Source organism: Paracoccus shandongensis (genome assembly GCF_017315735.1).
Taxonomy (GTDB): domain Bacteria; phylum Pseudomonadota; class Alphaproteobacteria; order Rhodobacterales; family Rhodobacteraceae; genus Paracoccus; species Paracoccus shandongensis.
The window spans coordinates 1-24,160 of record NZ_JAFLRK010000017.1 but is presented as its reverse complement, the minus strand read 5'-3'; the positions used below and the strand labels follow the sequence as shown (position 1 = coordinate 24,160).

Annotated in this window: 20 protein-coding genes; 13 read left to right on the top strand and 7 right to left on the bottom strand. The window is 64.3% G+C overall.

All coding sequences use genetic code 11. The features are described from left to right. Positions 1-72: 72 nt before the first annotated feature. The 5 genes from JX613_RS11680 to JX613_RS11660 all read left to right on the top strand — a co-directional run bounded on the left by JX613_RS11680 (position 73) and on the right by JX613_RS11660 (position 4,575). Positions 73-960 carry a GntR family transcriptional regulator gene (locus tag JX613_RS11680; protein ID WP_207101645.1) on the top strand — a complete coding sequence of 296 codons (888 nt, stop codon included), beginning with the start codon at positions 73-75 and terminating at the stop codon, positions 958-960. A gap of 105 nt (positions 961-1,065) precedes the next feature. Further along, positions 1,066-1,758, top strand: a complete 693-nt coding sequence (locus JX613_RS11675; protein WP_207101644.1) for an FCD domain-containing protein — start codon at positions 1,066-1,068, stop codon at positions 1,756-1,758. Between the two features lie 19 nt (positions 1,759-1,777). Then, positions 1,778-2,749 carry a C4-dicarboxylate TRAP transporter substrate-binding protein gene (locus JX613_RS11670; protein ID WP_207101643.1) on the top strand — a complete coding sequence of 324 codons (972 nt, stop codon included), beginning with the start codon at positions 1,778-1,780 and terminating at the stop codon, positions 2,747-2,749. Positions 2,750-2,809: 60 nt separating this feature from the next. Continuing rightward, on the top strand, positions 2,810-3,286 hold the full coding sequence (locus JX613_RS11665; RefSeq protein ID WP_207101642.1) for a TRAP transporter small permease: 477 nt from the start codon (positions 2,810-2,812) through the stop codon (positions 3,284-3,286). 17 nt (positions 3,287-3,303) lie between these two features. Then, positions 3,304-4,575 carry a TRAP transporter large permease gene (locus JX613_RS11660; RefSeq protein WP_207101641.1) on the top strand — a complete coding sequence of 424 codons (1,272 nt, stop codon included), beginning with the start codon at positions 3,304-3,306 and terminating at the stop codon, positions 4,573-4,575. 202 nt (positions 4,576-4,777) lie between these two features. Here JX613_RS11660 and JX613_RS11655 read toward each other — a convergent pair whose 3' ends face one another. Then, positions 4,778-5,593, bottom strand: a complete 816-nt coding sequence (locus JX613_RS11655) for an IclR family transcriptional regulator (protein WP_207101640.1) — start codon at positions 5,591-5,593, stop codon at positions 4,778-4,780. A gap of 127 nt (positions 5,594-5,720) precedes the next feature. Between JX613_RS11655 and JX613_RS11650 the strand changes: the two genes are divergently transcribed. The 8 genes from JX613_RS11650 (at position 5,721) to JX613_RS11615 (ending at position 17,097) form a co-directional block, all read left to right on the top strand. Next, positions 5,721-7,232, top strand: a complete 1,512-nt coding sequence (locus tag JX613_RS11650; protein ID WP_237168523.1) for a M81 family metallopeptidase — start codon at positions 5,721-5,723, stop codon at positions 7,230-7,232. Positions 7,233-7,251: 19 nt separating this feature from the next. Beyond that, on the top strand, positions 7,252-8,838 hold the full coding sequence (locus tag JX613_RS11645) for an ABC transporter substrate-binding protein (protein WP_207101639.1): 1,587 nt from the start codon (positions 7,252-7,254) through the stop codon (positions 8,836-8,838). An 86-nt stretch (positions 8,839-8,924) separates the two neighbouring features. Then, positions 8,925-9,866 carry an ABC transporter permease gene (locus tag JX613_RS11640; protein WP_207101638.1) on the top strand — a complete coding sequence of 314 codons (942 nt, stop codon included), beginning with the start codon at positions 8,925-8,927 and terminating at the stop codon, positions 9,864-9,866. Next, a complete protein-coding gene (locus JX613_RS11635) occupies positions 9,866-10,747 on the top strand; it encodes an ABC transporter permease (protein ID WP_207101637.1) in 882 nt (293 codons plus the stop codon). Before JX613_RS11640 ends, JX613_RS11635 begins: the two co-directional genes overlap by 1 nt. Before the next feature lies 1 nt (position 10,748). After that, a complete protein-coding gene (locus JX613_RS11630) occupies positions 10,749-12,404 on the top strand; it encodes an ABC transporter ATP-binding protein (protein WP_207101636.1) in 1,656 nt (551 codons plus the stop codon). A 16-nt stretch (positions 12,405-12,420) separates the two neighbouring features. Next, a complete protein-coding gene (locus JX613_RS11625) occupies positions 12,421-13,599 on the top strand; it encodes a M20 aminoacylase family protein (RefSeq protein WP_207101635.1) in 1,179 nt (392 codons plus the stop codon). A gap of 8 nt (positions 13,600-13,607) precedes the next feature. Then, positions 13,608-14,732, top strand: coding sequence for a M20/M25/M40 family metallo-hydrolase (locus JX613_RS11620; RefSeq protein WP_237168521.1), 1,125 nt, complete (start codon positions 13,608-13,610; stop codon positions 14,730-14,732). 4 nt (positions 14,733-14,736) lie between these two features. Beyond that, on the top strand, positions 14,737-17,097 hold the full coding sequence (locus JX613_RS11615; protein ID WP_207101633.1) for a penicillin acylase family protein: 2,361 nt from the start codon (positions 14,737-14,739) through the stop codon (positions 17,095-17,097). Between the two features lie 788 nt (positions 17,098-17,885). Here JX613_RS11615 and JX613_RS11610 read toward each other — a convergent pair. The 6 genes from JX613_RS11610 to JX613_RS11585 are packed head-to-tail and all read right to left on the bottom strand — an operon-like array spanning position 17,886 to position 24,043. Then, the gene (locus tag JX613_RS11610; RefSeq protein WP_207101632.1) at positions 17,886-19,394 is read right to left on the bottom strand and encodes a tripartite tricarboxylate transporter permease; all 1,509 of its coding nucleotides are present in this window, start codon (positions 19,392-19,394) and stop codon (positions 17,886-17,888) included. A 45-nt stretch (positions 19,395-19,439) separates the two neighbouring features. After that, entirely contained in the window at positions 19,440-19,721 is a 282-nt protein-coding gene (locus tag JX613_RS11605; protein WP_207101631.1) for a tripartite tricarboxylate transporter TctB family protein, read from the bottom strand. Continuing rightward, entirely contained in the window at positions 19,718-21,118 is a 1,401-nt protein-coding gene (locus JX613_RS11600) for a Glu/Leu/Phe/Val family dehydrogenase (protein ID WP_207101630.1), read from the bottom strand. Before JX613_RS11600 ends, JX613_RS11605 begins: the two co-directional genes overlap by 4 nt. A 7-nt stretch (positions 21,119-21,125) precedes the next feature. Beyond that, on the bottom strand, positions 21,126-22,052 hold the full coding sequence (locus JX613_RS11595) for an electron transfer flavoprotein subunit alpha/FixB family protein (RefSeq protein ID WP_207101629.1): 927 nt from the start codon (positions 22,050-22,052) through the stop codon (positions 21,126-21,128). Continuing rightward, positions 22,052-22,810: an electron transfer flavoprotein subunit beta/FixA family protein gene (locus tag JX613_RS11590; RefSeq protein WP_207101628.1), complete on the bottom strand. Its 759-nt coding sequence runs from the start codon at positions 22,808-22,810 to the stop codon at positions 22,052-22,054. The genes JX613_RS11595 and JX613_RS11590 overlap by 1 nt, the downstream gene beginning before the upstream one ends. A gap of 12 nt (positions 22,811-22,822) precedes the next feature. Continuing rightward, positions 22,823-24,043 (bottom strand): acyl-CoA dehydrogenase, encoded by a 1,221-nt coding sequence (locus JX613_RS11585; protein ID WP_207101627.1) that lies wholly within the window; start codon positions 24,041-24,043, stop codon positions 22,823-22,825. Between the last annotated feature and the right edge of the window lie 117 nt (positions 24,044-24,160).

Genomic DNA, 24,160 nt, shown 5'->3' with positions numbered 1-24,160 from the left:
GGGAAAGCTGGTGATTTGGTTCTTTATGCAATAAATACACATTAACCGACATGGCTGCAACGGGAGAGCGGCATGGCCCGCGACAATCGGCTGTTCAAAGGGCTGTGCAACCGGCTTCTGGGGATGCTGGAGGCGCTTGAGCCGGGCACCACGCTGGGGTCGGAGGCCGACCTGGCGCGCAGGCTGGACGCCAGCCGGACAACGGTGCGGGCGGTGCTGGCGCATCTGGCCGAAAAGGGGCTTCTGACCTGGGAAGGGCGGGAAAAGCGGCTGCTGCGCGCGCCCGGCCCGTCGGACTATTTCGACGAGGACGAGACCAGGGCCCTGCAGGCGCAGGTCGAGGAGATGTTCCTGGCCTGGGTGCTGCAAGGCGACATCCCGCCGGGCACGATCCTGAACGAAAGCGACCTGGCGCGGCGCTTCGGAATGCCGCTGGGCGCGGTGCGGGAATTCCTGATCCGCTTCGAGCCCTTCGGCCTGATCACCAAGCAGCCCAACCGCCACTGGATCCTGAAGGGCTTCACCCGCGACTTCGCCGAGGAGATGTTCGAGGTCCGCCAGATCTTCGAGGCCCGCGCGCTGGACCGCCTTCTGGCGGACAAGACCCTGCGCGCGGATTTTGAAGGCATGATCCCCGCGCATGAAGCGGTGGTGGCGGGCGACGAGGCGGCGGCGCTGGCCTTTCCGCGGCTGGACGCGGCCTTTCATGCCCTGATCTGCCGCGGCGCCCGCAACCGCTTCATCGCCGATTTCAGCCGCACCATCGCGATCATCGTCCATTACCATTACCTGTGGAACAAGCAGGACGAGATGCGGCGAAACCGCGCCGCCGCCGCCGAGCATCTGGCGATCATCCGCGCGGTCCTGGCCGGGGACGGGGCGGCAGCACGGGCCGCGCTGTCCACACATCTTGCGACGGCGCATCGCACGCTGATCGCCTCGGTCCGCTGGGCGGACTGAGGGGCGCTGGCGTCAAAATCTGAAAACGGGGCGTTGACTCTTTCCTTCCGATGCGAGACTTGCTTGGTCCAACCACAGGACCAAACGCCAGGGGGAGGGGCGCCGGTGGCAGGAACGTCAGCCGTCGAGGACATCCGGAAAGTGCTCCGCAAGGAGATCGTCGAGCGCTATGCCCCCGGCGATGCCCTGCCGAACGAGAGAGAGCTTGCCGAGCGTTTCGGGGTGGCGCGCAACACCATCCGCGAGACGATGATCCACCTGGAGGCCTTCGGCCTGATCGAGAAGACCAAGCGCGGGGCAAAGGTCCGGCAGCCGGATTTCGACGCGGTGTTCGAGGTCTTTTCGCAGCATTTCGACACGTCGCCCCAGGCCATGGGCGATGTCCTGAACTTCCGGCGCATCGTCGAGACGGGCGCCGCGGCCTTTGCCGTGGGCGGCGTGGACGACGCGATCCTGAAGCGGATGGAAGACGCCAACCGTTCCCTGGCCTCGGCGCTTACCGTCTCGGAGGCGGCGGGCCATGACTACGAATTCCACCTGTGCCTTGTCGCGGCCTCGCGGAACGCGGTTTTGCTGAGCCTTTATCAGGTCATGGCGGTGACGATCCGCTATTACCTGGAAATCGGGAAAACCCGCCGCCTCGACACCGAAACGGCCTGCGCGCAGCACGAGCGCATCATCGAGGCCCTGAGGGCGCGCGACGGCGCGCGGCTTGCAGGCGCGCTGAATGCGCATTTCGACCATTCCGGCTCGGTCCTCGCCGCACAGGCGGGCGACCGGACCGGCGCAGCATCCTGATCAACATCCGGGAGGAACCATGAAGATCACTGCCCTTGCCCTGACCACGGCGCTTGCGCTTGCCGCGCAGCCCCTGCTTGCCCAGGAGGTGACCGTGAAGGTCGCCTACGAGAACAATCCGGGCGAACCGGCCGACCTGGTGATGAACCGCTGGGCCGAACTGGTGGACAAGGCCTCGGACGGCGAGGTCAAGCTGGAGCTTTACCCGTCCTCGCAGCTTGGCGCGAAACAGGACGTGATCGAACAGGGCCTGATGGGGGTGAACGTCATCACCATCGCCGATGTCGCCTTCCTGACCGACTACGATCCTGACCTGGGTATCCTGTTCGGCCCGTACCTGACCGACAGCCCGGAGGCGCTTTTCCGGATCTACGAATCCGACTGGTTCAAGCAGAAGGAAGCCGAGCTTCGCGAGAAGGGCGTCCATATCGTCATCTCCAACTATCTCTACGGGACGCGCCAGCTTCTTGCCAACCGCAAGGTCGAGAAACCCGCCGACCTGGAAGGGCTGAAGATCCGCGTTCCGAACAACCCCATGCAGATCCGCGCGATCGAGGTGATGGGCGGCACGCCGACGCCGATGCCGCTGGGCGATGTCTATCCGGCGCTGACGCAGGGCGTGATCGACGGCGTGGAAAACCCGCTGCCGGTGCTTTACGGCCAAAAGCTGCATGAACAGGCCAAGCACCTGTCGATGATCGGCTATCTGACCAACACCTCGCTCTGGCTGGGGGGCGAGGCGTTCTTCTCGACCCTCGATCCCGAGGTGGTCGAGATGCTGCACGAGACCGGCTATCAGGCGGGCCTCTACAGCCAGGAACTCGCCGCCGCGACCGACCAGAAGATCCTGGAAGACATGAAGGCCCAGGGGGTTGAGATCACCTATCCCGACCTTGCGCCCTTCAAGGAAAAGGCCATGGCCTTCTATGACATGTTCCCCGAATGGTCCGACGGCCTTTACCAGCAGATCCAGGCGCAACTGGCCCAGTGATCCCGCATCGCCCGCCGCCTTTCGGGGCGGCGGGCCTTTCTTCAACAGGATTTGTGACCAATGAAGCTTGTCGCGACACTCGCCTCCGCCATCGGCGGCGTGCTTATTGCCATTCTTGTGGGCGTCACGGCGCTTGCGGTGTTCATGCGCTATGTCATGGGTGCGCCGTTCCAGTGGACCGAGGAGATTTCCGGCTTCCTGATGATCTGGATCATCATGCTGGGCGCGATCTCCTGCGAGTGGCGGCGCCAGCACCTGACCATCGATTTCGCCGTGGGCGCCCTTCCGTCCGGACCCCGCCGCGCGATCGAGATCGTCGTGGGCCTTGCCTCGGCGGGGGTGCTGGTCTGGATGGCCTGGCTGGGCTGGCAGCTTGGCCAGAGCGCGGCCTTCAAGCGGACGCAGATCCTGCGGATTTCCTGGTTCTGGCTTGACCTCGCCGTTGTCGTGGGCGCCGGGCTGACGGCTCTTGTCGTTCTCTGGCGGCTGGTCGCGCCAGGGTCCGCCGAGCCTGTCGAAGAAGAAACACGTCACTGACGCTTTGGAGATTTGGAATGACGTGGTTCATCATCATCCCGATCATGCTGGCGCTGTTCATGCTGAACATGCGCATCTACCTTGCGATGTTTGTGGGGATCCTCATCTATTTCATCGGCTTTTCCGACGTGCCGCTTGCCATCGCGGTGCAGCGGTTCATGTCCCCCGCTGAAAACCCGTCGCTTCTGGCGATCCCGTTCTTTGTCCTGCTGGGCACGCTTCTGGGATCCGCGGGCGTCGCCATCCGCCTGCTGCGGCTTGCGGACCTTCTGGTCGGGCGGCTGACGGGCGGCCTGGGGCATACCAACGTCATGCTCTCGACCCTGATGGGCGGCATCTCGGCCTCGAACCTCGCCGATGCGGCGATGATGTGCCGGATGGTCGTCCCGGAAATGGAACGGCAGGGCTACAAGCGGTCCGTCGCGGCCGCGATCACCGCCTGTTCCTCGCTGATCACGCCGATCATCCCGCCGGGGATCGCGCTGATCGTCTATGGCCTGGTGGCGGATGTCTCGATCGGCTCGATGTTCGCGGCGGGGATCCTGCCGGGGCTGCTGTGCTGCGTGCTGCTGCTGTTCACCGTCTGGATCGTGGCCAAGAAGAACGGCTACAAGCCCTCGCGCGAGGCCTGGCCAAGCTGGGGCGAGACGGGCCGGACCTTCGCCGGCGCCTGGCCCGCGCTGCTGCTGGTCGTGGTGATCGTGGGCGGCATCCGCTTTGCGATCTTCACGCCGACCGAGGCCGGGGCCATCGCGACCATCGTCACCCTGATCATCGGCATCTTCGTTTATCGCGAGATGAGGATATCGGACGTGACCTCGGCCTTTACCGAGACCGCCCGGCAGACCGCGGCGATCCTGCTGGTCATCATGACCAGTTCGGCCCTGGCCTGGATCTTCTCGCTGGAGCGGGCGGGGATCGGCATGGCGGAGTTCATCACCTCCATCACGACGAACCCTTATGTCTTCCTGCTGCTTGTGAACATCCTGCTTCTGGGGCTTGGCATGTTCATCGAGGGCACCGCGATCATGATCATCCTTGTGCCGCTGCTCAAGCCGGTGGTGCTGCAACTGGGGATCGACCCGGTTCACTTCGGGCTCATCATGATCCTGAACCTGTCCATCGGCACCCTGACACCGCCGGTCGGAACGGTTCTTCTGCTGGTCTGCAACCTGTCGCGCGTCTCGATCCCCGCCTTCATGCGCGACGGCTGGCCCTTCCTTCTGGCGATCCTTGTTGCGCTGCTTCTTGTCACCTACGTGCCATGGTTCTCGCTGGCGCTGGTCTAGGAGCGTCTGACCAACCGCTGCTCATGTGCTGAGAGGCCATGAGCAAGCCCCTTGTATCCGATGATCCGTGGGAACCTGCGCCATGGCGCGCCTGCATGGAGGATGTGGATCATCGGACCTCCCGCGGCCTCGGCCGCGCCTTGTTCCAGAGCCTGGCCAGCCCCGACATGTCAGGCCGCATCAAGCACGCCGGACATGGCTCTCAACCGAAGACCGAGATCGAGGTGCCGGCCTGCTGCAGCAGGCTGCCGAACTTTGCCTCGAACTCCTCGGGGCTGTGTTCGTCAAGCGATCCGGCCAGATGGATGGCTCCGATCGGGTGGCTTGCCGTGTCGAGAATGGCGACGCCCATCGCGATCTCATGGCGCAGGATTTGACCCGTCACCAGCGCGTGGCCGCAATGCCTGGCTCTTTCGACCCCTTTCATCACCTGCTCCAGACTGGTCATTGTTTCAGGCGTGAACGGGGTCCGGTCCGAGCGGCCGAAGATGTCGGCGATCTGCTGGTCGGGCAAATGCGCCAGCACTGCAAGCCCGCCTGCCGTACAATACACTGGCACCGTGTTGCCGGTCAGGGTGGCCGTAAAGATTTCATGCTTGGACGGCATGCGAAGCGCATAGATCAGGCGGGTATCATCCCATAGCGACAAGTCCACGCGTTCGCGTGTCCGCCGCCGCAGTTCCAGCAAAATGGGGGTGGCCCGCTGCATGACCGGGTCAAGCCGCAGGCAGGAATAGGCCATGGTCAAGATCCGCTTTCCCGGCAGATAGCCGCGATCCTCGTCGTCTCGCACAATCATGCCGAGGGCCAGCAGCGTATGAACCATGCGTTGCGCTGCGCTGCGCTCGACCCCGGAAAGCTTCGCGATCTCGCTCAGGCTCAGCGGCTTGGATGCCAGTTCAAAGGCGGAAAGAACGGCGACCGTCCGGGCGGCGGCACGCACGAAGAGGGGATCATCGCCAAATTCGTCAGCTTCGGCGGGGTCAAATGTCGAAACTCCGTTCAGATCGCGAAACATTGGCCGTGTTCCTGTTCCTGCTTCGAAAACCATTGACAGGAGAGGCAAGGCTGGTCTTTCCTGTTTGATACAAGAGTATCGCTAGACGATACATTCTAATCGGTGGAAGCCGAAATAACAACGGTGAATGATGATGCGCGCGGCCTTTGCGGGATTTCTGCACGAGAGCAACAGCTTCGCGGCTGCGCCGGCGGATATGCGGGCTTTCCAGCAGGGCGGGGGCTATATCCCGATGACCCGTGGCGGCGCGCTGCGCGAGACGATCCGCGGAGTGAACCTGGGCATGGCCGGAGCTTTCAGCTTTGCCGACAGCGCGGGTTGGGACGTCGTGCCGGTCCTCTGGGCCGGCGCCATTCCCTCGGCCCCGGTGACGCGCGATGCCTATGAGGCAATCACGGCAGAAATTCTTGCAGGCATCGCGGCGGCAGGTCGGCTGGACGCCATCTATCTGGATCTGCATGGCGCCATGGTGGCGCAGCACCTCGATGACGGGGAAGGCGAGCTTCTGGCCCGGATCCGGCAACTGCATCCCGATACCCCCATTGCCTGCTCTCTGGATCTGCACGGCAACATCACGCCCCGGATGTTCGACCTGTCCGACATCATGGTGGGCTTTCGCACCTATCCCCATGTGGACATGGCCGATACAGGGTATCGCGCTGCCGCGGCGCTTGACCGCATGGTGCGGTCGGGTTCGCGTTGGGCCAAGGCCATGCGGTCTGTCGATTTCCTCATCCCGATCAGCTGGCAATATACCGGGATGGAGCCAGCGCGCGGGCTTTATGCCATGACGCGTGATCTTCCCGCCGGGGTCGAGACGGCATCGCTGTTCATGGGCTTTCCGGCGGCCGACTTTCCGGGCTGCGGCCCGGCGGCATTTGCCTATGGGCCCGATGCCCTTGCCGCCGAAGCCTGGGCGCAAGCGATGGCCGATGCCTTGCTGGCCCAGGAGGGCGCCTTTGCCGGCCAGGCGCTTGCACCGGACGATGCCGTGCGCGAGGCGATGCGCCTTTCACAGGGTGCGACAAAGCCTGTGATCATCGCCGACACGCAGGACAATCCGGGCGCGGGCGGCTCCTCGGACACCACGGGCATGTTGCGCGCGCTGGTCGCCTGCGGGGCCGAACGCGCAGCCATCGGCAATTTTCACGACCCGCAGGCTGCCCGCGTCGCGCATCAGGCAGGGATCGGGGCGGAAATTGCGGTTTCGCTGGGCGGCCGGTCGGGGATTGCGGACGACGCACCCTTTACCGCGACAGCCGTTGTCGCAGCCCTGTCGGACGGCGCCGTTCATGCGACCGGCCCCTATTATGGCGGCACGATGATCAAGATGGGGCCGTCCGCCGCGCTTCGGATCGGCGGAACCCAGGTCGTCGTCACCAGCAACATCGCGCAGATGGCCGACCGGAACTTCTATCGAAGCCTTGGTATCCAGCCCGAGGCGCAGGCGATCCTCGTCAACAAGAGTTCGGTCCATTTTCGCGCCGATTTCGAACCCATCGCGCAAGAGATCCTGGTCGCCGTGTCGCCCGGCGCCATGCCGCTCTGCCCCTCGTCGCTGCCCTGGACGCGGCTGCGCCCGGACATGCGGATCAAGCCTTTGGGGCCGACCTTCACCGAACAACAAGCAAAAGCCTGACAACAGAGAGAACCCACAGATGAACCATCCCGTGACGCTTTCCCTGAGAACCGGCCTTCTGGCCTCGGCCCTGGCGCTGGCTGCCGGCGGTGCGCTGGCGCAGACCACGGTGAATGCCGTGATGCATTCCGACCTGCGCGTGCTGGACCCGGTCATCACCACCGCCCATATCACCCGGGATCATGCCTACATGATCTATGACGTGCTGATCGCACAGGATGCCCAGGGCGAGATGCAGCCGCAGATGGCCGATTTCACCGTTTCGGACGATGGGCTCACCTATACGTTCACCCTTCGCGAAGGCCTGACGTTCCATGATGGTGCGCCGGTCACAGCCGCGGACGTTGTGGCCTCGTTGACCCGGTGGGGCAAGCGCGATACCGGTGGGCAGTTGCTGATGGATGTGACCGCATCGCTGACCGCGCAGGATGACCGGACCGTGGTCTGGACCCTGTCGGAACCGTTCAGCGCGTTTCTTGCAACCGTGGGCAAGCCTTCGGCCGTGCCGCCCTTCATCATGCCCGCGCGCATCGCCGCAACTCCGCCCGACCAGGCGATCGAAGAACATATCGGCTCTGGCCCCTTCCGCTTCGTTTCCGAGGAATTTCAGCCGGGTGTTGGCGTCACCTATGAAAAATTTGCGGAATACATCCCCCGCGACGAGCCGGCTTCCGGCTATGCCGGCGGCAAGGTGGTCAATGTCGATCGCGTTCGCTGGATGACAATGGCGGACAGCATGACGGCGGTGAACGCGTTGCAATCGGGGGATATCGACCTGATCGAATCCATGCCGGTGGACCTGATCCCGCTGACCGAAGGCGATGATGCCGTCCTGGTCGAACTGCGCTCGCCCTTCGGATTTCAGACGATGGGCCGGATGAACTTCAAGCACCCGCCCTTTGACAACCCCCAGATCCGCCGCGCGGCGATGATGGCCATGTCGCAGGAACCCGTTCTGGCGGCGCTGATGGGCGATCCGCAATACTACAAGACCTGCGGCGCGATCTTCGGCTGCGGCACACCTTATGAGAACACGACGGGAACCGAGACGCTGACGGCGGGCGGCGATCCCGAAGGCGCGCGCGCCTTGTTGGAGGAAGCGGGCTACGATGGCACGCCCGTTGTCCTGATGCAGCCAACCGACGGGCCGACGCTGCGTGCCCAGCCGGTCGTAGCTGCCGAACAGTTGCGCGCAGCGGGCTTTACAGTGGACATGCAACCGATGGACTGGCAGACGCTGGTCACGCGTCGCGCGTCGCAGGCAGCCCCGGCGGATGGTGGCTGGAACATGTTCTTCACCAACTGGGAAATCTCGGAAATCGCAAACCCTGTCATCAATGTGATGCTGAACGGGCGCGGCGATCAGGCATGGTTCGGCTGGCCTGACGATCCGAAAATCGAGGAGTTGAAGCAGCAATACATCGCTGCCAAGACGCCGGAGGAACAGAAGGCCGCAGCCGAAGCGATCCAGGCACATGCCATGGAGACCGTCAGCTATGTGCCCCTTGGCGAATACCAGTTCCCGCAGGCGCGGCGCACGGTGCTGACCGATATGCTGCCCACGCCGGTGCCGGTCTTCTGGAACCTGACGAAGACCGAGGAGTGATCCCCCCGGCCGGTGCGTCAGTGTCTGCCGCCCGGCCACCTGCCATCCCAGCCTGCACCCGACTGCGGGCTTCGTGAGGCCATGCCATGACAAGCTATCTGATCAGGCGGATCCTGTCCGTCATCCCTGTCCTGTTCCTTGTGTCGATCTTCGTCTTCCTGCTGCTGCGTCTGACGCCGGGCGATCCGGCGGCGATCATCGCAGGCGACAACGCCACGCCCGAAACGCTGGCTCGCATCCGCGAAGCCATGGGCCTGAACGAACCCTTGCTGACGCAATACGTCAAATGGATGGGCGGCATCCTGCAAGGCGACTTCGGCCGCTCGCTGATCTCGGGCGTTCCGGTTCTGGACATGGTCGCGGGCCGGATCGGGCCATCGATCTCGCTGGCGGTGATGACCATCGTCATCACGATCCTTGTGGCGATCCCGATGGGCGTCATCGCGGCCTGGAAGCATCGCAGCTGGGTCGATCACCTGGTCATGTCCTTCTCGGTCCTGGGATTTTCGGTTCCCGTCTTTCTGGTCGGCTATGTCCTGCTTCTGGTCTTTTCCGTGAAGCTGGCCTGGCTGCCGCCGCAGGGCTATCGCCCTTTGACGGATGGGCTTGGTCCGTTCCTTGAACGCGCGATCCTGCCGTCGCTGACCCTTGCCTCGATCTACATCGCGCTGATCGCGAGGATGACGCGGGCTGCGATGCTTGATGTGCTGAACGAGGACTATATCCGCACTGCCCGCGCCAAGGGGGTGGGCGAGCGCCGACTGCTGTTCGTCCACGCGCTGAAGAACGCAGCCGTGCCCATCGTGACCATCGTCGGCGCGGGCTTCGCGCTGCTGATTTCCGGCGTGGTCGTGACCGAGACGATCTTCAACATTCCGGGCATCGGCCGCCTGACTGTGGATGCGGTGCTGGCGCGCGACTATCCGGTCATTCAGGCGCTGATCCTGCTGACGGCCACGCTTTATGTCGCGGTCAACCTGCTGATCGACCTCTCCTATCCGCTCTTCGACCCGAGGATCCGCTATTGATGGTCATCGAACGTCCCGCCGCCGAAAAGCCGCTGTCGTTGCGACTGCTGTCGCAGCTTTCCCCCGCCTCGACCGGCATCGCCCCGTTCATCGCCACCATCCTGTTGCTGGCGGTGATCCTGCTGACGGTCTTTTCGCCCTGGATCGCGACACATGACCCCTTGGCGATGGACCCCCTGAAGCGGCTGCAATCGGCCTCGGGCGAACATCTGCTTGGCACCGACGCCTATGGACGCGACCTCTTCTCGCGCATGATCCTGGGTGGGCGCACATCGCTGGTCATCGGCATTGCAGCGGCGGCGACGGCACTGATCCTAGGTGTGCTGATCGGTCTGATCGCCGGCTATTTCCGAACCGCCGACGCGATCATCATGCGGGCCATGGACGCGCTGATGGCCATGCCCTCGATCCTGATCGCCATTGCCCTGGTGGCGCTGAACGGACCATCCATCGGATCGGTGATCATGGCCATCACCGTTCCCGAGGTTCCGCGCGTGGTTCGTCTTGTCCGTTCGGTCGTCCTGACCGTGCGCGAGGAACCCTATGTCGAGGCTGCGCTCGCGCTTGGCTCCTCGACACCGAAGATCCTGTTCCAGCACCTGCTGCCCAACACCATGGCGCCGATGATCGTCCAGGGAACGTATATCATCGCCTCTGCCATCCTGACCGAGGCGCTGCTGTCCTTCCTGGGTGCGGGCATCAGCACCGAGATCCCGACATGGGGCAACATCATGGCCGAGGGACGACAGTATTTCCGCCTGAACCCCGGCATCATCCTGTGGCCCGGTGTCCTGCTGACCATCTGCGTGCTGTCGATCAACCTGATCGGCGATGCGGCGCGCGACGGACTGGATCCCCGCATGAAGAAACGCGAGGCCTGACATGACCCTCAGAAGCAGAGACTTTTCCGACGCTCCGGTGGTTCTGGAAATCAGTGACCTTGTGGTGCGCGTCTCGGACCGCGACCTGCCGCCGGTGCTGAAGGGCGTCAGCTTCGACATTCGCCGGGGCGAAACCGTTTGTCTTGTGGGCGAAAGCGGATCAGGCAAGTCCGTCACCTCGCTGGCCACGATGGGTTTGCTGCCCAGGAATGCGCTGCATGTCGAAGGCGGGCGCATTGCCCTGAACGGGCAGAACCTGCTGGATGTGTCGTCCGCCCAGATGAAGCAGCGCCGCGCCACCGACCTCGCGATGATCTTCCAGGAGCCGATGACCGCCCTGAACCCGGTTCTGAAGGTCGGTCCGCAGATCACCGAGGTTCTGGATCTGCATACGAAGCTGGGCCGGGCCGAAAAGAAGGCCAAGGTTCTGGACATCATGCGCCAGGTCCACCTGCCTGACGTTGAACGTATCTACGACAGTTTTCCCCATCAGCTTTCAGGCGGGCAGCGCCAGCGGATCATGATCGCCATGGCGCTGATCCTTGAGCCCGCCCTGCTGATCGCGGACGAACCCACGACCGCCCTGGACGTGACCACGCAGCAGCAGATCCTGTCGCTGATCGCGGAAATGCAGCAGCGTCACGGAACGGCGGTGCTGTTCATTACCCATGACATGGGCGTCGTGGCGGAAATCGCCGACCGCGTCTGTGTCATGCGCCAGGGAGAGATCGTGGAAACCGGCCCGATCCGGCAGGTGCTGGAAACGCCGCGTCACGATTATGCCAGCAAGCTGCTGGACGCGGTGCCGAGCCTGGTGCCGCGCCCGTCGCGCCAGGCGCCCCCCGCGACTCCGGTCCTCGCCGCACAGAACCTGGGCAAGACCTATCGCAGCGGATCCTTTTTGGGCAAGAAGACCGAGGTCCGGGCCTCGCACGGGGTCACCTTCGATCTGTCCCCCGGCCGGACCCTGGGCATCGTCGGCGAAAGCGGCTCGGGCAAGACAACGGTTGCGCGTTCCATCATGCGGCTGATCGAACCGACCGACGGACGGATTCTGCTGGACGGAGACGACATTGCCCACCTCACCTCCTCGCAGATGAAGCCCAAGCGGCGAAAGCTGCAGGTCGTGTTTCAGGATCCCTACCGCTCGCTGAACCCGCGCTGGACCATTGCCCGGTCCTTGACCGAGGGACCGCTGAACTATGGCGTTCCCTACGACACGGCGATTGCCGAGGCCAAGCGGTTGTTGAAGATCATCTCGCTGCCCGAGGATGCGCTGCGGCGCTATCCGCACCAGTTCTCGGGCGGGCAGCGGCAGCGGATCGCCATCGCCCGCGCGGTCATGCTGAAGCCCGAGGTGCTGGTCGCGGACGAGGCCGTGTCGGCCTTGGACGTGTCGGTCCAGGCGCAGGTGCTGGATCTTCTGGACGAACTCCAGCGCCAGACCGGAATTGCGATCATCTTCATCACCCATGACCTGCGCGTCGCCGCCCAGATCTGTGACGAGGTTCTGGTCATGCAGCGCGGCGCGGTCGTTGAGCAGGGATCGGCAGAACGCGTCCTGCATGATCCGCAGCACGAATACACCCGCGCGCTGATCGGGGCCGCGCCGGGACGCTTTTGGGATTTTGCGGCGCGCAAGCCGCTTGTCGCCTGATCGAAAGAGGAAAGACATGGCATTGATCGACTTCATCCGCGACCGCGCGCCCGAGCTGCGCGCCGTTTTCGAGGATCTTCACCGCCACCCCGAGATCGGCTTCCAGGAACGCCGCACTGCCGGCATCGTCGAAGGGCTGCTGCGCCAATGGGGCCTGGACGAGGTTCACACCGCCATCGGCGAGACAGGCGTCGTCGGCATCCTGCATGGCAAGGGTCAGGGCAACCGCCGCATCGGCCTGCGCGCCGACATGGACGCGCTGCCCATCGAGGAGATCACCGGGCTGGACTATGCCTCGCAGACGCCGGGCACGATGCACGCCTGCGGTCATGACGGGCACACCACGATGCTTCTGGGCGCGGCGCAATATCTGGCCGCGACGCGCGATTTCGACGGCACAGCCGTCTTCATCTTCCAACCGGCCGAGGAAGGACTGGGCGGTGCCCGCAAGATGATCGCGGAAGGGCTGTTCCAGCGTTTCCCCGTGGACGAGGTCTATGGGATGCACAACCAGCCGATGTCCCAACTGGGTCGCGCGCGCATCCGCACGGGCGCGATGATGGCGGGGGCATCGTTCTTCGACATCACCATTCGCGGCCGCGGCAGCCATGCCGCGCAGCCCCATCGTTCGCGCGATGCGCTGGTGATCGGCGCGGACCTGATCGGGCAGTTGCAGACCATCGTCGCGCGCAATGTCGATCCGGTGAAATCCTGCGTGTTGTCCTGCACGCAGTTCCATACCGGCTCCGCCTACAACATCGTGCCGGAAACCGCGACGATCACCGGCACGGTGCGCTATTTCGACAAGGACGTGATGGATCTTGTTGCCGCCCGGATGCAGGAACTGTGTGACGGACTGGCGCTTGGGCACGGCATCACCATCGACCTGGACATCCGCAACGTCTTTGACGTGCTGGTGAACGCGCCCGAACAGACCGATGCCTATGTCGCCGCCGCGGCCGATGTTCTTGGGGCCGACAACATCGACACCGATTGCCCCCAGTTCATGGGTTCCGAAGATTTCGCCGACATGTCTGCCGCCGTGCCGGGCGCCTATATCAACGTCATGCACGGTGGACAGGGGGCATTGCACAACCCTGCCTTCACCCTCGACCCCGAGGTGCTGCCCATCGGCTCGTCGATCTATGCCCGCATCGTGGAGCGCCGGATGCCGCTGAACCGAGAGGCCGCGTGATGTCCTTCATGGAATTGCCCTTCGATCCGGACGACATGATCGCGCGCCTGCGCCCGTGGATCGAAACCGAAAGCCCGACCTTCGATGCAGCGGCCCTGGCGCGCATGGTCGATGTCGCCGCCTATGACTGCGCCGCCGCAGGCGCCAGCCTCGAAGTCATTCCTGGCCGGATGGGTTGCGGCCCGTCGCTGCGGGTCAAGTTCCCTCATCCCGAACAGGGCAAGCCAGGCATCCTCGTGTCCGGCCATCTGGACACGGTGCATCCCGTCGGCACGCTGGCCTCGAACCCCTTTCGTCGCGAAGATGGCAAGGTCTATGGCCCGGGCATCCAGGACATGAAGGGTGGCAACTTCGTCGCCTTGGAGGCGATGCGCCAGATCATGCGCGCAGGACTCCGCACACCCTTGCCCGTTACCTTTCTGCTGACCCCGGACGAGGAGATCGGCACCCCCGCCACCCGCGACCTGATCGAGCAGGAAGCGCGGCTCAACAAGTATGTCGTGGTTCCCGAACCGGCCCTGGCCGACGGTTCCTGCGTGATCGGCCGCTATGCCATTGCGCGCTTCAACCTGGAAACGCGCGGTGTGCCGTCCCACGCGGGTTGGCGGCTGAAGGAGGGACGTTCGGCCATCGCGATGATGGCCCGCAAGGTGGCCGAGATCGAGGCCATGACAACCGATGACTGCACCTTCTCGGTTGGCGTGATCCATGCCGGGCAATGGGTGAACTGCGTGTCCTCGTCCTGCCTGGCCGAGGTGCTGTCGATGGCCAAGACCGACGAGGATCTGGAAAAGGGCGTCGCGGCCATGCTCGGGCTGTCGGGCACCGAAAACGACGTGAAGCTGATCGTGACGCGCGGCGTGACCCGGCCGGTCTGGAAACCGGGCCAGCCGCAGGACATGGCGCTTTACGACATCGCCGCAAGCATTGCGGATCGCGTCGGCTTCACGCTTGGCCACAAGCCCTCGGGCGGAGGCTCGGACGGGAACTTCACCGGCGCACTTGGCATCCCGACCATCGATTCGACGGGTGTTCGCGGCGAAGGGTTGCATACCTTGAACGAACACATCTTCGAAGACAGCCTGATCGAGCGCGCCCGCCTTCACGCCGGCCTGTTCATGGAGTTGACCTGAGCCGATGCCGGAGGCCACCCATCTGCTGCCGGGGCTTCACGCCCCGGTCAGCATCCGCATAGACCCTTGGGGCATCGCCCATATCCGCGCCGAAAACCGCGACGACCTGTTCTTCGCGCAGGGCTGGAACGCCGCACGCGACCGGCTGTGGCAGATCGACATTGCCCGCAAGCGCGGCTTGGGCCTTCTGGCGGGCGACTTCGGACCGGGTTACCTGGAGCAGGATCGCGCCGCACGGCTGCTTCTGTATCGCGGCGACATGGCGGCGGAATGGGCCGCCTACGCCCCCGACGCCCGCGAGATCTGCACCGCCTTCACGCGGGGCATCAACGCCCATGTCGATGGCGTCCTGTCGGGCGACTTGCCCTTGCCGCCCGAGTTTGCGTTGCTAGCTCATCGCCCCTCGCATTGGAACCCGGAGGATGTGGTCCGCATCCGAAGCCATTCCTTGACGCGCAACGCGACATCGGAACTGTTGCGGGCGCAAGTCATGGCGGCAGCGGGGCCGGTCCTGGGCGCCCGCCTGGACGGGCTTCGACAAAAGCTTTCCCCGGCCGTCATCCCGATTGTCCCCGACGAACTTGACTTGTCGATCCTGTCGGAACGGGTGTTGCGCGACTTTCTGCTGGGGGTCAGTCCCGCCAGCTTCACGCCCGAGCGGCTGACCGCCACGCTGGATCAGGCCCATCTATGGGCGCAGCCGACCCCGCTGGGCGATATAGACCGGATCGCGGCGGGCGAGGGGTCGAACAACTGGGCGATCTCGGGCGACCGCACCGCCAGCGGCCGTCCGATCCTTTGCCTTGATCCGCACCGCACCCATACCCTGCCCTCGATCCGCTATGTCGTCCACCTGACCATGCCGGGTTTGGACGTGATCGGCGCGGGTGAGCCGACGATGCCGGGCATCGCCATGGGCCACAATGGACACGCGGCCTTCGGTTTGACCATCTTCGGCCACGATCAGGAAGACATCCTGTGTTATCGCCTGCGTCCGGACGATCCGGACCTGTATTGGCATCAGGGCGCGTGGCGGCGGATGCAGCAGATCGAAGAAACGCTGCCCGTCAGGGGTCACCCCGATCAGCCAGCGGTGCTGCGATTCACCTGCCACGGCCCGGTCCTGCATGTCACGGACAACCATGCCTTCTCGTTGCGCACGGTCTGGACGCTGCCGGGCACCGCGCCCTACATGGCCAGCCTGTCGGTGATGCGGGCTCGATCACCTGCGGCGTATGTGGATGCGTTGAAAGGATGGGGCTGCCCCTCGGTCAACCACGTTTATGCCGACACTAAGGGACACATCGTCTGGAAGCCTTCGGGCGCCTGGCCGCACCGTGCGGATGCAGCCTCCGGCCTGGTGCCGGGATGGGGTGACGGCAGCAACGAATGGCACGGGCTGCACGATCCTGCCGACAACCCGGTGGAGATTGATCCGCCTTGCGGCTTCATTGCCACGGCGAATGCCATGAACCTGCCCCTTGACTGGAGCGGGGCATCACCCGGCTTTGAATGGCTGGACAGTAGTCGCCATGATTTCCTGAATGCCCGGCTTGCCGAAAACGACCGCGTGACCCTGGCCGATTGCGCCGCATTTCAGACAAGCTGCCATTCCCGCACCGCTTTGCGTCTGGTGGCTTGGCTGGCGCGGCAAGGCTTGCCTCCTCATGTGGCTGCCCTGCTGAGCGGCTTTAATGGTGACTTGTCACCGGAAAGCGGTGCGGCTGCCTTTCTGGAAATCCTGCTGTCGCGCCATCTGGGCGCCGCCATCGCGCGTGCCGAGGGCGCGGCGGACGCTGTCCTGCCCTTGCTGGCGCCTTGTGATCCCGCCGCCCTTCTGGACTGGCTCGAGAGGCATGAGACCGGATTTCCTGGCTTGGATAAGGTCATCGAGGACGCTTGGCAGGATTGCGTGGCCTTGATGGGAAAGGATCCTGCAGCCTGGTCCTGGGGTGCGATCCACCAACTGACATTGCGCCATCCGCTGCATCGGCTTGCGCCCGCAGACTGGTCGATGCCGCCGGTGCCCCTTGGCGGTTCGTCGGCTTCGCCCAACCATGCCGGATACCGTGCATCCGATCTGGACGTGATCATGGGACCGTCGGTCCGCATGATGATCGATGTCGGTGACTGGGATCAAAGCCTTTTCATCAATACCCCTGGCCAGTCCGGCCTGCCTGCAAGTTCGCATTATGCGGATTTGCAGGGGGACTGGGCGCAGGGGCGATACCACCCGCTGCTATATTCCCAAACGGCGATTTCGGAACGGAGCTGCACGATCCTGCACATGTCACCGGCTGCCGACAGCGACACGTCGCCCGATGCAATCGGAAGCCATCAGGACGCATCTTCGGGGTCGCTATGACCTGGTGCCTTATGTGCAACGTGCCGATGACTTCAGCCGTCGTGCCGAAAGCTGCACTTGCCGTGCGGCAAGAGCGGCCCTTGCGACCTGCCAAGACCATGATGACCATCTGGAACTCGCCGCAACCCACCGCGTCAACCTATGGGAAAGCCGTTCAAGGGCATTTCAAGACTTGGTGTCCAGCAGAGGGCGTATCACCTCAAAATCCGTCATGGTCAGCATTCACATTTGCCGCGCCTAGCTGTCGACCCTTTCCTGAAGGGCAGCAATTCTCGCAAGAATGTCTTTGAACGATGGTGGTGCCTCGTCAAACATCATGGGTGCCATTGCCCTGTAATCTGCTCGCAAGTCCTTGATCCGTTCCTGGTCCGGAAGCAGCCGCAACGTGCCCGGTCGAGCCGTGTCATAGCTGGCCCTGGACCTGCCCGGGTTTCGTTCCGGTCTTCTGAGAGCAATGCTCGCCAAGAAGAAGGGTGGATATGGGACTTTCGACGCTCGGAAAATGGATCCGGGTGATTTCCAAAGAGGGCCGGGTTCCCGAACGGGATGCTGATCTTCTTCGGGAGGAGAGGGAGGTGCTAAGAAAGGCAGCTCAATTCTTCGCGGCTCAAAAGCCGTGAGATCCTAGTTCATTGCCAGCTGTGGCGGCTGTCCGCCACCTGCGAGAGCATGAAGCACACGACAGGAGCGATCCTCAGGCAATCGGTGAGTCTTGAGGGTGGAAGGAGTTCCTCTCCAAGCCACCCGACAGAACAACGGCCGGAGTTTCCTCCGGCCGTCTGGTGGGTCTAGGCTTCTTCCTCCTGGAACGCCTCTTCCCGGGTTTTTCGGAAGGAGGGCAGGATCATCAGCCCCAGCAGGATCACGGTGGCAATCAGCATGACCAGACTGATGGGGCGCTCGATGAAGATCGAGGGGTCGCCCTGTTCGATCAGCAGCGTGCGGCGCAGGTTCGATTCCAAGAGCGGACCCAGCACGAAGCCCAGCAGCAGCGGCCCCGGTTCGCATTTCGCCTTGCGGAAGACATAGCCCAGCAGGCCGAAGCCCGCCGCCAGCATCACGTCGAAGATGCGGTTGTTCATCGAATAGACGCCGATGCAGCAGAACAGCAGGATCGCCGGATAAAGCAGCCGGTAGGGCACCGTCAGCAGCTTCATCCACAGCCCGATCATCGGCAGGTTGATGACCACCAGCAGCAGGTTGCCGATCCACATGGAGGCGACAAGGCCCCAGAAGATCTCGGGCTGGTTGGTCAGCACGGTCGGTCCCGGCGTGATGCCGTGGATCATGAAGGCGGACAGCATCATCGCCATCATGTTGTTGGACGGGATGCCCAGCGTCAGCAGCGGGATGAACGAGGACTGCGCGGCGGCGTTGTTGGCGGCCTCGGGGGCGGCCACGCCCTCGACCACGCCGGTGCCGAACCTTTCGGGGTGCTTCGAGACTTTCTTTTCCAGCGAATAGGCGCTGAAGGAGGCAAGCGTCGCGCCCCCGCCCGGCAGCAGACCCAGAAGCGTGCCAAGCCCCGTGCCGCGCAGGACAGCGCCCCAGGAATTGCGAAAATCCTCGCGCGTGGGCCATAGGCGCGACAAGGGGGCAAGCTTCACGCCCTCGGACCCGCTGCGTTCCAGGTTGGTGATGATCTCGGCAAAGCCGAAGATGCCAATGGCGATGACGATGAAGTCGATGCCGTCGAACAGTTCGATGGCACCAAAGGTCAGCCGCTCCGCACCGGTCGCCTGATCAGTGCCCACCATCCCCAGCAGAAGGCCGATCAGGATCATGCCGATCGCCTTCAGGACCGGACCGCTGGCCAGGATCGTCGCGGCAAGAAGACCGAAGACCATCAGCGAGACATATTCGGCCGGTCCGAAGGACAGCGCGAAGGTGGACAGCGTCGGTCCCGCGATGGCAATGGCGAAGGTCGCCACGGTGCCCGCGAAGAACGACCCGAGTGCTGCGACGGCAAGCGCCGCCCCTGCCCGGCCCTGCCGTGCCATCTGGTAGCCGTCGAGCGTCGTCACGACGGCAGATGCCTCGCCAGGCAGGTTCACCAGCACGGCGGTGGTCGAGCCGCCATATTGCGCGCCGTAATAGATGCCGGCCAGCATGATGATCCCGGCGAGCGGCGGCAGGAAGAAGGTGATGGGCAGCAGGACGGCGATGATTGCAGTCGGACCGATGCCGGGCAGCACGCCGATCAGCGTTCCCAGCAGGGCGCCCAGCAGGCAGAAGGCCAGGTTCGCGGGCGTGATCGCCTCGCTGAAACCAAGCATAAGCAGGTCAAAGAATGTCATCCGATCCTCCCCAGACGACGACGGTTGTCAGAAGGGCCACGGTTCTCAGAAGGGCCACAGGGGGACTTGCACGCCCAACCCATAGACGAAGACCAGGGCGCCGAACAATGTCAGGCCGGCCGCCAGCGGCAGGATCTGGCGCCACTTGCCGCCCGGATCGGCAAGCGAACCCGCGATGATCAGCCACAGCGAGGCCAGCACGAAGCCCCCATGCGTCGCGGCATAGGCAAAGCCCACGATGGCGATGGTGATCACCAGCAAGGGCCGCAGGCGGATGGCCTCGATGGCATGGGCCGGGCGTCTCAGGGCGTGTCGGTCATGGCTCAAATGCCCAGATCACGATAGGCGTTGGCGACCTCCTCGATCGCCAATACATAGCCTGCGCGGCGCAACGAGCCGAGTTCCGGTTGCGCCGCCAGCCGCGCGGCGATGCGGCGATAGGCAGCGCGGATCATCTCCTCCAAGCCAGACCGAACGAGGTCCAGTTCCGACCCGGATTCTGCCAGGTCGGCACGAATGTGGGCAGGGACAGATTGAGCGCAAGCATTTTCGATCAAGTCTGCAACGTGCGAAAAGCGTCGTTGCGTGATCCGTCGCTCCATCAAACCAAACGGCATGTGAGTCAGGTTCTTGACCCATTCGAAATAGCTGACGATCACGCCGCCAGCGTTCGCGCAAAGATCGGGAATGACGGTGATGCCGCGATCTTGCAGAATACCGTCAGCCTCGAAGTCGATCGGCCCATTTGCTGCCTCGACAACGATGCGGGCCTTGAGCAAAGGCGCATTCGCGGCGGTGATGACATTTTCCAAAGCTGCGGGAATCAGGATATTGCAATCAGTGCAAAGATCGTCCAAAGACGATGTCCTGACCTCTGCGCCATTGAACTCGGCCATCCGGCCACCCCGCGCAAGGTGCTCGCGCAGAGCCATAACATCGATGCCGGCGTCGTTGAACAAAGACACATCGCGCTCGATGATGCCAGTGATGAGGCTACCGTATTCTGTTGCAAGAACCTGCGCGGCATGGGCGCCGACATTGCCAAAACCCTGGATGACAATCCGCTTTCCCGACAGCGCGCCTGCTCCATCGGCCGCTTCACAGTGCTCGGCCAGGACATAGGCCACACCCCTGCCGGTCGCCTCGGTCCGGCCCGCAATGCCGCCGCGCGACAGCGGTTTGCCCGTTACGCACGCGGCGGCGTTCAACGTTTCAAGCGGCGAGATGCGGCGATACTCATCCGCCATCCAGGCCATCTCGCGTTCACCTGTCCCCATATCCGGCGCGGGCACGTTTCGGCCTGGGCTGATCAAACCGCGTCGTGCCAGTTCCTGGGTAAAGCGGCGGGTGATCTTTTCCAGCTCCAGTTCGCTCCACTCGCGAGGATCGATGCAGAGTGCCCCCTTCGAGCCGCCGAACGGCACGCCAACCAGAGAGCATTTCAAGGTCATGAGCGCGGCCAAGGCTTCGACTTCTTCACCGTTGGCATCGGGTGCATAGCGGATGCCGCCTTTGACTGGTTCGATCTGTTCGGAATGAACCGCGCGCCAGCCCGTGAAACTGATCAATTCGCCGCGCAGCCGAACGCCAAAGGTGACGCGATAGATCGAGTTCGTGGCCTTGATCCGCTCTGGCAGGCCCTTCGACAGGGACATATGCGCGAAGGCACCATCAAAATGCGCGCCGACGCTGTCCAGAAACGAGGTAACCGGCATGTCTTTCATGATGTCCTCACACCTTCCCGGTCATCTCCGGCACCAGCTGGAACAGATCCCCCACCAGGCCATAGTCGGCGATCTGGAAGATCGGCGCCTCCTCGTCCTTGTTGATGGCGACGATGACCTTTGAGTCCTTCATGCCCGCCAGGTGCTGGATGGCGCCCGAGATGCCCACCGCCACGTAAAGCTCGGGCGCGACCACCTTGCCGGTCTGGCCCACCTGCCAGTCGTTCGGGGCGTATCCGCTGTCAACGGCGGCGCGCGAGGCGCCCACGGCGGCGCCCAGCTTGTCGGCCAGCGCCTCGATCAGGGCGAACTGCTCCTTCGAGCCGAGCGCCCGGCCGCCCGAGACCACCCGCCTGGCGCTGGTCAGTTCGGGACGGTCCGAGGCCGCGACCTCGTCGCCCAGCCACTGCGACAGGGCGGGATCGGCGGCCGGTGTGGCCTCCGCGACCGGCGCGCTGCCGCCCGGGCCCGCCGCCTCGAAGCTGGCGGTGCGGATCGTCAGCACCTTGCGGGCGTCGCGCGAGCGCACCGTCTGGATGGCGTTGCCGGCATAAACCGGGCGCTCGAAGGTCGCGGCGTCGATCACCTTCGAGACCTCGGGGATCACCATCACGTCGAGCATCGCGGCCACGCGCGGCATCACGTTCTTGGCGTCGGTGGTGGCGGGGGCCGCGATGTGCTCGTACTCGCCCGCGAGGGACGCCAGCAGCGCCGCGGTGGGCTCGGCCAGGCGGTGGCCGTAGCGGGCGTCCTCGGCCACCAGCACCTTTGCCACGCCGGCGATGCTCGCGGCCTCGGCGGCGGCGTCACGCGCGCTTGCCCCCGCACACAGCACCGTCACCTCGCCCAGCGGCGCCACGGCCTTGACCGCCTTGGCCGTGGCGTCCCGGTTCAGAACGCCGTTCGTGACTTCCCCCAGAAGAAGAACCGCCATCAGATCACCCCCGCTTCTTTCAGCTTCGTCACCAGCTCATCGACCGAGCCCACCTTGATGCCCGCGCTGCGGCCCTCGGGCTCGCGCACGCCTACCACCTCCAGCCGCGGGCTCACGTCCACGCCCAGGTCGGCGGCCGTCTTCTCCTCCAAGGGCTTCTTCTTGGCCTTCATGATGTTGGGCAGCGAAGCATAGCGCGGCTCGTTCAGGCGCAGGTCGGCGGTGACGATCGCGGGCAGCCTGACCTCGATGGTCTGCAACCCGCCGTCCACCTCGCGCGTGACGCGCGCCACCTCGCCCTCGACCTCCAGCTTGGAGGCGAAGGTCGCCTGGCCCCAGCCCAGGAGCGCCGCCAGCATCTGGCCGGTGGCGTTCATGTCGTTGTCGATGGCCTGCTTGCCCGCGATCACCAGCCGGGGCTGTTCCTGATCGACCACGGCTTTCAGGATCTTGGCCACCGCCAGCGGCTCGATGTCCTGGTGCACGTCGTCGGCCGCCACCACAAGGATCGCCCGGTCCGCGCCCATCGCCAGGGCCGTCCTCAGCGTCTCGGCCGCCTGACGCACGCCCACGCTGACCACGATCACCTCGGACGCCGCCCCCCGCTCCTTCAGCCGGATCGCCTCCTCCACCGCGATCTCGTCAAAGGGGTTCATCGACATCTTCACATTCGACAGGTCAACCCCCGACCCGTCTGCGCGAACCCGCGCCTTCACGTTGTAGTCAATCACCCGCTTCACGGGCACGAGGATCTTCATGGGTCAGGGTCCTCAGCTAAAGGCCTGAAGGCCGGTGATCGCGCGGCCCAGGATCAGGGCGTGGACATCGTGGGTGCCTTCATAGGTGTTGACGGTTTCCAGGTTCACCATGTGGCGGATCACCTGGAATTCCTCGGAAATGCCGTTGCCGCCATGCATGTCGCGGGCCACCCGTGCGATCGCCAGGGCCTTGCCGCAATTGTTGCGCTTGACGACCGAGATCATCTCGGGCGCGGCATTGGCGTCGTCCAGCAGCCGCCCGACCTGGAGGGAGGCCTGAAGGCCCAGGCTGATCTCGGTCAGCATGTCCGCCAGCTTCAGCTGGAAAAGCTGCGTATTCGCCAGGGGCCGCCCGAACTGCTTGCGGTCGAGGCCGTATTGCCGCGCGGCGTGGAAGCAGAATTCCGCCGCCCCCAGCACGCCCCAGCTGATGCCATAGCGGGCGCGGTTGAGGCAACCGAACGGACCCTTCAGCCCCTCGACATGGGGCAGCAGCGCGTCATCGCCCACCTCGACATCCTGCATCACGATCTCGCCGGTGATCGAGGCGCGCAGGGACAGCTTGCCCGCGATCTTCGGCGCCGAAAGGCCCTTGGTGCCCTTCTCCAGCACGAAGCCGCGGATCTTGCCGCCATGGGCCTCGGATTTCGCCCAGACCACGAAGACATCGGCAATGGGGCTGTTCGAGATCCAGGTTTTCGCGCCGTTCAGCACATAGCCGTTCGCGGTCTTGCGGGCGGTGGTCTTCATGCCCGCGGGGTCCGATCCCGCATCGGGTTCGGTCAGGCCGAAGCAGCCGATGAACTCGCCGCTCGCAAGCTTCGGCAGGTATTTCCGCCGCTGCTCCTCGGACCCATAGGCATAGATCGGATACATCACCAGGCTGGACTGCACCGACATCATGCTGCGATAGCCCGAATCGACCCGCTCGACCTCGCGCGCGATCAGGCCATAGGACACATAGCCCGCGCCAAGCCCGCCGTATTCCGCAGGCACCGTCACGCCCAGAAGGCCCATCTCGCCCATCTCGCGGAAGATCGCGGGATCGGTCTCCTCATCGGCAAAGGCGCGGATCACGCGGGGCTGCAGCCGGTCCTGGGCATAGGCGCGGGCCGCGTCGCGCAGCATCCGTTCGTCCTCGGTCAACTGCTCGTCCAGGCGGAAGGCATCCTCCCAGTCGAAGCGGCCCAGGTCGGGCGCGTCCTTGGCCTTCAGCAGGGGCTTGTCAAGCATGTCGGTCACTCCTTGGGAATGGGGTTCGGGTGTCAGCGCGTCGGCACCGGGGCTTCGCTGCGATAGTCGTAGAAGCCCCGGCCCGTCTTGCGGCCCAGCCAGCCGGCCTCGACATAT